This is a genomic window from Jeotgalicoccus sp. ATCC 8456 (assembly GCF_016313225.1).
Taxonomy (GTDB): Bacteria; Bacillota; Bacilli; order Staphylococcales; family Salinicoccaceae; genus Jeotgalicoccus; species Jeotgalicoccus marinus.
In genome coordinates, this window is record NZ_CP066224.1 from 35,216 (window position 1) to 47,685 (window position 12,470).

The 12,470-nt window shown below is 35.0% G+C and carries 12 protein-coding genes; 9 read left to right on the forward strand and 3 right to left on the reverse strand.

The features are described from left to right. A complete protein-coding gene (gene ppx / locus JEM45_RS00300; RefSeq protein ID WP_198687509.1) occupies window positions 1-1,527 on the forward strand; it encodes an exopolyphosphatase in 1,527 nt (508 codons plus the stop codon). A gap of 39 nt (window positions 1,528-1,566) precedes the next feature. Next, a complete protein-coding gene (locus tag JEM45_RS00305) occupies window positions 1,567-3,690 on the forward strand; it encodes an RNA degradosome polyphosphate kinase (RefSeq protein ID WP_198687510.1) in 2,124 nt (707 codons plus the stop codon). A gap of 78 nt (window positions 3,691-3,768) precedes the next feature. Here JEM45_RS00305 and JEM45_RS00310 read toward each other — a convergent pair whose 3' ends face one another. The 3 genes from JEM45_RS00310 to JEM45_RS00320 are packed head-to-tail and all read right to left on the reverse strand — an operon-like array spanning window position 3,769 to window position 5,516. Next, a complete protein-coding gene (locus JEM45_RS00310) occupies window positions 3,769-4,587 on the reverse strand; it encodes an RluA family pseudouridine synthase (RefSeq protein ID WP_198687511.1) in 819 nt (272 codons plus the stop codon). A gap of 1 nt (window position 4,588) precedes the next feature. Further along, window positions 4,589-5,092, reverse strand: coding sequence for a thioredoxin family protein (locus JEM45_RS00315; protein ID WP_026866572.1), 504 nt, complete (start codon window positions 5,090-5,092; stop codon window positions 4,589-4,591). Window positions 5,093-5,108: 16 nt separating this feature from the next. Then, the gene (locus JEM45_RS00320; RefSeq protein ID WP_198687512.1) at window positions 5,109-5,516 is read right to left on the reverse strand and encodes a disulfide oxidoreductase; all 408 of its coding nucleotides are present in this window, start codon (window positions 5,514-5,516) and stop codon (window positions 5,109-5,111) included. 113 nt (window positions 5,517-5,629) lie between these two features. Between JEM45_RS00320 and JEM45_RS00325 the strand changes: the two genes are divergently transcribed. The 7 genes from JEM45_RS00325 to JEM45_RS00355 all read left to right on the forward strand — a co-directional run bounded on the left by JEM45_RS00325 (window position 5,630) and on the right by JEM45_RS00355 (window position 12,464). After that, window positions 5,630-6,739 carry a GAF domain-containing sensor histidine kinase gene (locus JEM45_RS00325; protein ID WP_198687513.1) on the forward strand — a complete coding sequence of 370 codons (1,110 nt, stop codon included), beginning with the start codon at window positions 5,630-5,632 and terminating at the stop codon, window positions 6,737-6,739. 1 nt (window position 6,740) lies between these two features. Next, window positions 6,741-7,373 (forward strand): response regulator, encoded by a 633-nt coding sequence (locus JEM45_RS00330; RefSeq protein WP_026866575.1) that lies wholly within the window; start codon window positions 6,741-6,743, stop codon window positions 7,371-7,373. A 161-nt stretch (window positions 7,374-7,534) separates the two neighbouring features. Continuing rightward, window positions 7,535-8,857 (forward strand): dicarboxylate/amino acid:cation symporter, encoded by a 1,323-nt coding sequence (locus JEM45_RS00335; RefSeq protein WP_026866576.1) that lies wholly within the window; start codon window positions 7,535-7,537, stop codon window positions 8,855-8,857. A 229-nt stretch (window positions 8,858-9,086) separates the two neighbouring features. Further along, entirely contained in the window at window positions 9,087-9,533 is a 447-nt protein-coding gene (locus JEM45_RS00340) for a helix-turn-helix transcriptional regulator (protein ID WP_026866577.1), read from the forward strand. A gap of 123 nt (window positions 9,534-9,656) precedes the next feature. Then, the gene (locus JEM45_RS00345) at window positions 9,657-10,787 is read left to right on the forward strand and encodes a DUF445 family protein (RefSeq protein WP_198687514.1); all 1,131 of its coding nucleotides are present in this window, start codon (window positions 9,657-9,659) and stop codon (window positions 10,785-10,787) included. Between the two features lie 54 nt (window positions 10,788-10,841). Then, window positions 10,842-11,192, forward strand: coding sequence for a YlbF/YmcA family competence regulator (locus tag JEM45_RS00350; RefSeq protein WP_035856116.1), 351 nt, complete (start codon window positions 10,842-10,844; stop codon window positions 11,190-11,192). Between the two features lie 78 nt (window positions 11,193-11,270). Continuing rightward, the gene (locus JEM45_RS00355) at window positions 11,271-12,464 is read left to right on the forward strand and encodes a metallophosphoesterase family protein (protein WP_235678873.1); all 1,194 of its coding nucleotides are present in this window, start codon (window positions 11,271-11,273) and stop codon (window positions 12,462-12,464) included. The last annotated feature ends 6 nt before the right edge of the window (window positions 12,465-12,470 follow it).

Below are 12,470 nucleotides of genomic sequence, written 5' to 3' on the forward strand. Positions count from 1 at the left end.
ATGAAGAAAATCAGCTTAATTGATATCGGATCAAATACGATTCGTTTAGTTATATTTGAATATACTGAAGAACATGGTTTAAGAGAAGAAAGAAATATTAAAACACCTGCGCGTCTTGCCCAATATATTGGTAAAGACGGGAACATGTCAGAAGAAGGTATCCTCGTACTTATGAAAGTCTTAAAAAGCTTTAAGCAAATTTCTGATAAGTACAATATTGATGAAATTTACCCTGTTGCTACTGCTGCAATTCGTCAGTCAGAGAACAGAGATGAAATCGTCGAACGCATAAATACGGAGCTCGGTCTCGATGTAAAAATTATCACAGGTGATGAAGAGGCGACCTTCGGATATGAAGCTGCTGTTCATACTATCAGCTATTATGACGCGGTGACGATTGATATTGGTGGGGGAAGTACAGAGTTAACCTACTACGAAGATAAGAATTTAATTTATAAAACGAGCTTACCATTTGGTGCGGTTACCTTGAGTCGTGATTTCTTCATTGACAAAGATCACAATGACAAGAAGGCAATCAAAGAGGCTAAGAAATTCATCGAAGAACAGTTTAAAAAAGTGAATTGGTTATTAGACCGAAATGTACCGATTGTTGCGATTGGTGGGAGTGCGAGAAACATTGCTCGCATTCACCAGTCGATGACATCATACCCTATCGCTGGTGTTCATGGTTATACAATGACTAAGAGCGATTTAAATGATGTCTATAAGTTATTAAAAAACACAGAGACTGATGATATGGATGATATCGATGGCTTGAGTAAGGATAGAGCAGATTTGATTTTACCTGCGAACCTTGTTTTCAGTTCATTGTTAGATATTGTTGATTCAAATGAATTTAAGTTTAGTAGAAAAGGGCTAAGAGAGGGTATGGCAATGAAAATCATTAGCCGAGATTACCCAGTTGCCTTTAATAAATATAGGGTGTTTGATGATTCGATCAGTCAACTAACCAATGATTTTAATATCGATGAAAATGATTCGAAGAAGCGTACTGAGATAGTGGACCGTCTCTACCATCAGTTAGAACGCTATGACATTTTGAACTTATCTAGAACAACTAAAATGATTATGAAACAAGCTGCTAGCATATACTATCTTGGAGATTTTATTGATCGAGATGCTTCTAGTCAACATACTTATTATCTGATATCTAATTCAAATATCAATGGTATCACTCATAAAAATCGTGTCCGTTTAGCATTGATAGCAAGTTTTAAAAACAAATCCTTACTCGATTTTTACGCTAAGGAAACAGGATGGTTCGACGATGATGAAATGAGTGAAATTCAGTCACTTGGTTCACTCGTTAAATTCTCAAACGCTTTAAATATTTCTAATACAGGTATTGTGGATAGTCTCCGACTGACTAAGACCGATGATGGTTATACACTGACTGTTAAATACAATGGGGACCCTATTGCCGAAGAGTATTATGCACTTAGACAAAAGAAACATTTTGAGAAGATACTTGGTGAAAAATTATGGATTGAATTTACAGAATCTTAATATTCATGCGCTATAATAATCGAGGTTAGGAGGATACAAATGACTTATAAATTAAACGATAAATCATATTATAATAACAGAGAGCTCAGCTGGTTGAGATTTAATTATAGAGTATTAGCAGAAGCAAGTGATTTACGTAATCCTCTTCTCGAAAGACTTAAATTTGTCGCAATTACAAGTTCCAACCTCGATGAATTTTTTATGGTTAGAGTGGCTGGGCTTAAAGACCAAGTGAAAATGAATTATTCAGAACCTGATACGAAAACTGGGATGACACCTGAAGAACAGCTTCAAGGTATCGGTGAATTAAACCGTGAAAATTGCCGAATTCAATATGAAACTTATCACAGTTTAATTGGTGAATTAGAGAAATTGAATGTTTTTATAAAGCGGCCGTCTGAGCTTTCAAAAGCACTTCAAACACAGTTGGAGCAGTTGTTTGATGATCAGATATTACCGTCTTTAACACCACTAGGTATCGATGCATATCGACCTTTTCCAAAACTAATGAACAAAAAAATAAACTTATTTGTCGATCTTTCTAATGAAGTCGGTAAACAGACAGCAATTGTTCAGTTGCCCACTGTCATAAGACGTTATTTTGAGTTGCATGAAGATAATAAGACGTATTTTGTCTTGGCTGAAGATATCATTAATGAATATGTTCATAAACTATTTAATGGTTATAAAATTGAAAGAACTTTCCCGTTCCGAATTACTAGAAATGCTGACTTGACCATTCATGAAGAGGGTGCCGCTGACCTATTAATTGAAATTGAGCGTTTCTTAAAAGAACGAACAAAAGGTGCGGCAGTACGTCTAGAGATTGATCGTAGTAGAGATGAAACAATCAACGGTTCCTTCTTAGAAGAACAGTTATCATTACATCCTGAGGATGTGTATCGATTTGATGGACCATTAGATTTAACATTCCTATTTGAACTTGTTAGTGACCTGAAGAATCGTTTTCCAAATCTGGTATTTAAACCATTCTTCCCACAGCCAGCTAAGTTTTTAGGGAATAGAAATGTGTATGAAACAACATTGAAAGAGGATATTTTCTTCCACCACCCATATGAATCCTTCAAGCCAATTGTTGAATTCGTTCAAGAAGCGGCCAATGATAAGGATGTGCTTGCTATTAAACAGACGCTATACCGTGTTTCAAGTGATTCACCAATTATCGAATCATTAAAGCTCGCTGCGGAGAACGGTAAGCAAGTGACTGTATTAGTTGAATTAAAGGCAAGATTTGATGAGGAAAATAATGTCCACTGGGCGAAAGAATTGGAAGATGCGGGTTGTCATGTTATTTACGGCATGAACTACTTAAAAACGCATAGTAAGATTACTTTAGTCGTTAAAAAAGTGAATAAGAAAATTGTTAAGTTTGTACACTTAGGTACGGGTAACTATAACGATTCGACAGCAAAATTGTACACGGATATGGGGATTATTACGACTGACCCAGATATTGGTGATGATGCTGTAAACTTCTTTAACTACTTAAGTGGATACTCATTAAAACCAGAGTATAAAGAATTACATGTTGCACCATTTGAAATAAGAGATTTATTCTCAGAGCGAATTGACCGAGAAATTGAAAGTCACAAAGCTCATGGTAATGGTTATATATATGCCAAAATGAACTCTTTAACAGATAAGAAAATTATTGATAAGTTGCTAGAAGCTTCTCAAGAAGGCGTTAAAATTGATCTTGTTATTCGTGGCATATGTTGCTTGAAACCTGGCATAGAAGGTGTCAGTGATAACATTACTGTAATCAGTATTGTGGGACGCTTCCTTGAACACTCAAGAATTTATTACTTCTATAATAATGGTGAGAGAAACATGTATCTCTCATCTGCAGATATTATGACAAGGAACATGATTAAACGTGTAGAAATACTGTTCCCGATTAATGATCCAAGAATAGTGGATGAACTACTTGAAATCAACGAACTTTATTTACGAGATAATACAAAGGCTCGTAGACAACTTTCAGATGGTACTTATGAGTATGTGAAGAATGACTTACCGCCATTAAGTGTCCAAGAAGAGTTGATGAAGCGTGCCATTGAACATGGTGAAGAGAAGAAAACGGAAATGTTAGATGAGAGTAGTAGTATACTACAACGTATCAAGAGTCGTTTTAGAAAATAGGATATATATTGAATGAATAATTAATAGTTAATATACTACTTTAAGAGAAAGACGACTGACACATGCCAGTCGTCTTTCTTAGTCTTCAACCATTGTTACATTAACTTTTTCTCCACTTAAGGGATTGGTAAATGAAACCTGGTAACCGTAGAGATGCATATATGGTGAAGTTGGTCCACCGTATAGTTTGTCACCGATAATCGGAGCGTTTAAATGTTTAAGATGTGCTCGAATTTGATGGGTTCTGCCTGTTTCTAATTCGACAGTTAATTCTTCATAGTGCTTTAACTTTTTCACTTCTATGATGTGAGTGATTGCGGTTTTACCTTCACGAGTCACATGGTAAAGATTGGTATGTGGTTTACGTCCGAGCGGTGCATTAACTGTTTGTTTATTGATTTTACTACCGAGTTTCACATGTGCTTTATAAATGCGTTCGATTTCATTTTTCGCTAACATATAGTCCAATATTTTCTTCATGTATGCATTTTTTGCAAATAGTACGATACCACTTGTATCAACATCAAGTCGATGAACTGGTTCAACATAGGGACTAATTGTTGATGAAATAACGTCATTCACTAATGTATTATGTTCACCTGGATCATTGGGATGTACTTTTTGACCAGCGGATTTTTGAGCAACAAGAAGGTTGTCATCTTCAAAGACAATCTTTGCTTGCTGACCACTTTCTTTGTAATTACTCTTGTGATTAAAGTCTGGTAAATCCACTCGATCTCCAGTGACAACAGTATCTGTCAGTTTTCGAACTTCATTGTTTACTTTTATATCTTTAGACATGCGTAGCCAGTGCAATTCTTTTTTAGGCACATGACACTCAATCAGGACAGATTCAATGGATTTACCATTGAACTTTTCTTGAAGTATAAATTTCATATTATTCGCCTGCTGCAGCAGTCATGAACTCTTCAAAACCTTCAGTGGATCCTGGGTTACCTTCTAAACGCTCAACTTCTTCTCCATCTTCAAAGTAAATTAAAGTTGGTGTCGCGTTGATACCATATGTTTCCCAAGCTTGGTCGTATTCCAATACGTTAAGTTGTGTAACTTCATTGTCAATATTATCAAGTGCATCAGTTAACATCGGAGTTGCTTCTTGACAGTGTACACATGTTGGACTCCAGAAATAAACGAATTCACCTTCACCAGAATTAACAATTTCTTCTACTTCAGCTGGTGTTTTGTTTGATTGGTAATCCTCGTTATCAAGAGTGTCAATTGTTGGACCGCTCAATTCGTCTGGTTCTTTATCAGTGTATGGGTAGTACCCACTCTCACTTAATGATTCTGGATCACTCGACTGATTACTTACTACAATGAAAATGGCTATAAACACTACTACAATCAGGGCAATAATCCCGTAAAATACTTTGTTTCCCATTTAATAATTCTCCTCTTTAATCTTTTTTAATAAAGAATGATAAAATAAAAATAATGAAAAATGCTGTCAGTGCAAGTAGGGGAATGGTAATAAATCCACCCCAATTTATATATTGTACTGTACAAGAAACACCCATACAAGCGTTGGCGCTCTCACCAAGTGCAGGGATTTTTTGTAGGCCATAATGGTATGTAGAGACTAATATACCAATTCCACTCATCACTCTGGCGTAGAGTCTCACATTATTATCTTCCTTGATTACGCCAATTAATGACAAGATTACAATTGGATACATAAGTATACGTTGATACCAACACATTTCACATGGTTCATATAGACGAATCTCACTAAAGTACAGTGATCCGAGTGTGGCGAACAATGAAACGATGAAAATTAGTTGAGTGAACAACCTGTTGTTTTTCATTGTTAGTCAATCCCTTCGTTATTTTTTTGTAACCTACTGTTATATTATAAGTGATAATACTAATCTCAAGTGTAACAAATTTCTTACAATATCTTATCTGTGTGGTGAACATTATGAAAAGTAAACTTCAATTATTAAAAGATATCGCAGAGTTTCTAAATGCAGAGACACATCGTCAGTCCATGATAGATGGTGCTTTGAAACTACTCATTAATCATTCTATATTTGAAACTGGATGGATCTTCTTTATTAATGAACGCGGTGTACATGAACTTAGCGCACATTATCAATTACCACCTTCGTTAGAATACGATGATAATCGTTATTTATGTCAGGGCAAGTGCTGGTGTGTCAATAAATTTAATAAGAACGAACTATCTAAGGCAACCAATATAGTCGCATGTTCTAGATTAGAAAGAGCCGCTCGTGAAAGACCGTATGAGAATAGTGATTTTACCCATCACGCTACAGTACCATTAATGTCTGGTGATGAAACCTTCGGTCTTTTAAACGTTGCGACACCATCGACCAAAGAGTTTCAAAAAGATGAACTCGATCTATTAGAATCAGTTGCATTCCAATTAGGGTCTTCCTTAAAACGTTTGGACTTAACCGTGAGAGAAAGAGAGAACATGATTATTCAAGAGCGTCAACGACTCGCTAGAGAACTGCATGACTCAGTTAACCAAATGTTATTTTCTATTGGTATTACGTCTCATGCAGCTCAAGCTATAAAAGACACAAAACAATCTGCCATGGCTTTTACTCGAATAGAGGATACTGCTAAATACGCCATGGAAGAGATGAAAGCATTGATTTGGCAACTTAAACCGATTGGCTTAGAAAATGGTATTGTTGAGGCAATTAAAAATTACGGGAAGATTTTGCAGCTTGAAGTCCATGTATCTGTAAGTGGTTTTTACAATGTTCCAGATAAAATGGAGATAGAAATTTACAGAATCATTCAAGAAGGTATGAATAATGTCAGAAAACATGCAAAAACAAGCGCTGTAAAAATTTTAATTTCTAATGATGAATCATGTATAGATATATCCATTCAAGATGACGGACAAGGATTTGATCCTTCAACGACCGATCAATTTAGTCATGGATTGTCTAATATGAAGGAACGGACAATGAATATGCAGGGACAGTTTGATATAAGAACAAGTGAAGGTCAAGGGACCGTTATAAATATTAATATACCGAAAGGAAGTCGCTAGTATGTACAACATTATTTTAACTGACGACCATCAGGTTGTAAGAGAAGGTATGAAGTTTCTCTTATCTACTACTGAGGATTTAAAGGTCATCAACGATTTTGATAGTGGTGAAGATACGCTAAATTTTTTATCGACCACTGAAGAGAAAATTGATCTTGCACTCATCGATTTAGTCATGCCTGAAATGGATGGTATCGAGCTAACCACTCAACTAAAAGAAAAATACAAAAACATAAAAGTGCTCGTCTTATCTAGTTACACGAGTGAAGAATACATTCGCCCAGTGTTTAGGGCTGGGGCAGATGGCTATATTATTAAGGAAATGGATATCGATGAACTTACCAATTCTATTAGAGATGTCATTGAAGGTAAGCGGGTCGTTCATCCGGATATATTGAAGATTATAGATGAAGGTGGCGTTTTACCACATGAAAAAAATGTCTTATCACGTCGTGAGATGGAAGTGCTAAAAGAAATCGTCAACGGCTTGTCTAATAAAGAAATATCAGAGACATTATTTGTGAGTGAAAAGACTGTAAAAACACATGTGAGTCATATTCTGAATAAGTTGGAAGTCTCAGATAGAACACAAGCGGCAATTTATGCAATAAAATTTAATATTATCGAATTTTAGTTGCATAAATTTTAAAAAACTTTACTTTGTGTAAACGCTTAACCATGCATGTTTAAAAGACTTGCGAATATATATTAACAATAATTCTATAGACAAATCATCGTTATAGACAGTATACTTGAATACATATTCAGAGAATATAAATAAAGGGGGATATATACTTGAAGATTGGTAACAAATTAACAATTTATATTGTAATCGCTTTAATAGCAGGTATAGCTGTAGGTTCAATTTTCAATACCATGGTAGACCAAGGTTGGGTCTTATGGATTGATCAGTACATATTCAATGTACTTGGGCAATTATTCTTAAATCTAATATTTATGGTCGTTGTGCCTGTAGTATTCATTTCAATTACACTGGGTGTTGTTAGTGTAGGTGATCCTAAACTACTTGGAGCAATCGGTGTTAAAACGTTAATATTTTATTTAACTACAACTGCAATCGCAATTACGATTGCAATGGGAATTGCTTTAATTTTACAACCAGGGGAAGGTCAATCGAATTTACTTCAGTCTGATGAAGTGACAGAATATCGTGAGACAGAACTTGAAGGTGGAGATACTGAATTAGCGATGGAACAAACGTTTGACCAGACGCTAATCAATATTATTCCAGATAATATCTTTATGGCAATGGCAGAGCAGGATATGTTACAAATCATAGCTTTCGCGATTTTCATAGGTGTTGGTTTAATTGCGGTTAAGGAAAAAGCTAGTGGAATCGTTAAATTATTTGAACAAGCTAACGAAGTCATTATGTGGATTGTCTTAGCAATCATGAAATACTTCGCAGCACTTGGTGCCTTTGGTCTAGTAGCAACAGCATTTACTCATGCTGGTTTTGGTGCGATTCAACAGCTCGGAATGTATTTCTTATGTGTATTACTTGCCTTGTTTATTCACTTTGCAGTTGTCTATGGTTCTGCAGTAACCTTCTTAGCGAAGAAAAGCTTTGTTTGGTTCATTAAAAACTTTACTCCAGCTATGACTGTTGCCTTTAGTACTTCATCATCATCTGCTGTACTACCGGTTTCTTTAGAAACGGCTCAGAATAGATTGAAAGTCAGAAAGAGTATTTCCGCATTCGTTCAGCCTTTAGGTGCAACGATTAATATGGATGGTACAGCCATAATGCAAGGGGTTGCGACAGTATTTATTGCACAATTGTCTGGTGTTGATTTAACAATCATGCAGATGGTAACAGTGGTAATTATCGCAACAATTGCAAGTATCGGTACAGCTGGTGTTCCTGGTGTAGGACTTGTAATGCTTGCCATGGTACTAACTGCTGTTGGACTTGATCCAGCTGCCATTGGTATCATCTTAGGGATTGATAGATTACTTGATATGACACGTACAACAGTGAACATCACAGGAGATGCGACAGTGGCTATGATCATTGACCATCAACAAAATGTTAAAGAAGGTAAGTTCATCAAGGGTAAACATAAATACGTCGACGGTGAAATCGTTGAAAAATAATTAGTTGTGGTGAGGCGTCTTTGGACGCCTCACTTTTTTGTATGTTATCAGATTATAACGATTTTATTTTAATCGATGATAATATCGTTATAATAGTGAATAATTAGTGAATTCTTTCCCAAAGCTCTTTTAATTGTAATAATTATCATTTAAAATATTGAATAGACAAATAGTGATATGATAGGTGGTTAATATAAGTTAATCGCAGTGAGATGAAGGGACGATCTAAATGGATAAGCAAGAATTCACACAAATTCTACAGTCGAAGTTCAAAATAGTTAGAACGGAGGCTGGTTACACACAAGATGCTATGAGCCATACAATTGGATTATCCAAAAAGACACTAGTACAAATAGAAAAAGAACGCATCGTACCTAACTGGACGACGAGTGTGTCACTCTGTGCACTATTTAGAAATAGTGAAGTATTAACCAATACGTTCGGTGGAGATCCTTTAGAATTAGTACAAGTGTTATCCAGAGGTTCAGCAATTTACCCTAACTACAATAAAGGGAATATTTATTGGGAAACCTTAGAATCAAACAAAGGTTACAAATTAGAATTCAACAAAACGAATTCAATTTATCGTGTAATTAGTGATAAGAACCAACCCCTACATGCTTCATATATCGAGAGAGAAATGAGAACGTATTTTGAGCGTGTAAGTAACAGATAATATACTTTATTATGAAGCCTAAAGACTAGATGATGTGTCCTTAGGCTTCTTTTTTAATGCTTTTCCTTTAAATTGTATCTAAAGTTGTATATAGTTATTAAGGCGAATAAGAGGTGAAATTCAATGAATCCAATTTTACAAATTGCAATAATGATTATAACAGGGGCTTTAATTGGTGGTTTTACAAATACACTCGCAATTAAAATGTTATTTAGACCATATGACGCAAAATATTTATTCGGTAAGAGACTGCCATTTACGCCGGGTGTCATTCCTTTACGACGTGACGAAGCATCGACGAAACTCGGTGAAATTGTTACTGGTCACTTATTAACACCAGAAGTTTTTAGGGATAAATTACAAAGCCCTGAAACGAATAATTTAATTATGCATTTCATCGATCGTCAGATTGAAACGATTGAACAAGAAAAGCTAACCCCATCATACTTTTTAGAACGTCTGTCTGACGGATTGACTGACAAGTTAATTCACTTTTTTAATGAAGAAATTAAATCGAAAGTCCAAGATGAAGGACAAAAGCTTTACCAAAGAGAAGTGGGAAGTTTGATTCCTGATGATGCGCTAGCGTCCTTAGATCAAAAAGTGGATCACCTTGCTTATGATATCAACAACAAGATCAGTAGCTATTTGTCGAGTGAAAAAGGTTATAATGACATATTTACTATGGTGGATGAATTTATAGAGAATAGGGGACGAATAGCAAAAGGGCTTAAATACTTTATGACTAAAGAGTCTTTAGCACATAGAGTCCAAGATGAGCTACTTAAACTTATCAGTCAGGATAAGATGATTGATATAGAGAAAAAAGTGATTTTAGGTGAGTATGAGAAATTTAAAAATAATCGCTTAGATGATGTAGTCTCAATCCAAGATAGGGACAAAATTATCAATAGCATTGTCGAAGTCCTACAAGAAAAAATAGATATTAGGGAGATTTTAAATACACCAATTGTCAACTTTAATCCTGAATTGTTTGAACGCTTTAAGGAAAAGGGTAAATACAAATTGAAAGACGACTTCATTGCCTATTCATCAAAGAATATGACGAAGATCATCAACAAGCTTCAGCTTGCTGACGTGATTAAGAAACAAATTGATAGCTTTGAGTTAAGTAAACTTGAGTCTTTAGTAATGGATGTAGCAAATAAGGAATTTAAAATGATTATGCTACTGGGTTATTTACTCGGGGGTATTGTCGGATTGTTCCAAGGCATGTTAGTATTGTTTTTCTAATTGCATAATTTGTGTTAATGTAAAATTATCAAACTAAAAGGAGCTTTTTTTCAAATGACTAATGTATATGATCAGGCGAACGCACTAGAGAGTGCTTTACGTCAATCAGAAGAATTTCAACAAATGCAGGAACTTTATTCTAAAGTAAACGAGAATGAAGAATCTAAAAAACTTTTTGATGAGTTTAGAGAATTACAAATGACTCTACAACAAAAACAAATGCAAGGTGAAGAACTTCTTGAAGAAGACATTCAAAAAGCTCAGAGCTCAGCTCAAGAAATTGAGAACGATGAAAACATTAAAGGTTTAATGGAAGCAGAACAAAAAATGAGTCAGCTTATCCAAGACTTAAACCGTGTGATTATGAAGCCTATTGAAGAGTTGTACGAAATCAACAATCAATAAATTAATTATAGATGAGAGGCCTTACGGCCTCTCATTTTTGTTATAATGTTGGGGAATAGATTTTTCGCCTAAGAAAGGATGAATCCATTGGTAAAATTTATCCATGCAGCTGATCTGCATTTAGATAGTCCATTTAAATCTCGGACAAAAATGCCCGCTAGTATATTAGAAATACTCATGGAAAGCACATATAAAAGTGTCACGCGTATGGTTGATTTTGCAATTTCGGAACGCGTTGATTTTATACTTATTTCAGGAGATGTTTTCGATCAGGCTAACCGTTCTTTAAAATCTGAAATATTCTTAAAAAATCAATTTAATAGATTGAGAGATAAGGGAATATTTGTCTATATGATTCACGGAAACCATGATCCATTATCTTCAGGTTTTAAAACAAACTGGCCGGAAAATGTTGCGGTTTTCAGGGAGAATGTTGAAACTTATGAAATGATGAGTAATAAGGGTGAACGTATATATTTACATGGATTCTCTTACTTGTTAGATGAATCTTATGAGAATAAGCTAGATGAGTATCCGACGAATACAGATAATAGAGGGATTCATATTGGACTCTTACACGGTACTTATGCGAAGACTGACAACGATGTAAAACGTTATACAGAATTTAATTTAGAAGCATTAAACAATAAACTTTATCACTACTGGGCACTTGGTCACATTCACGTGCGTCAACAGCTATCAGATTTACCACTGATTCACTATGCGGGTAATATCCAAGGTCGTCATAAGAATGAAACAGGCGAAAAAGGATTCATACTCGTTCAGGGTGATGACGTTCGTTTATCAACTGAATTTGTACCTGTACAAGAAGTTGTTTTTAATAATTTTGAACTTAAGGTAGACACGCTAAAAAAAGAGAAGCTCTATCAAAAAATTGTTGAGTTTAAACAAGGCTTAAGAGAAAAAAAAAAATATATTATCAATCTCACGCTCAATTATGATGGGGAAGAAGAAATGTCATTAATGGACTTCAATGAACTAATTGAACTGCTCCAAGAAGACGAAGTCAATATTGATCAGTTTGTGTGGATTGATAATATCGAGGTCACTTATAATAATGCTGAGCAAATTGCTTTATTAAATGATATTAAGAAAAGTTATTCAAATAACGAAGAACTCTTTAGAGAAGCAGTAAATACGATGTATATGGATCCTAATATTAATCGATATCTTCCACCAATTGGTGAGATTTCTCAAGATGAACTGCTTAAGATGGGTGAAGATCGCCTGAAAATGTTAATGAGGAAGTAGTGAGCA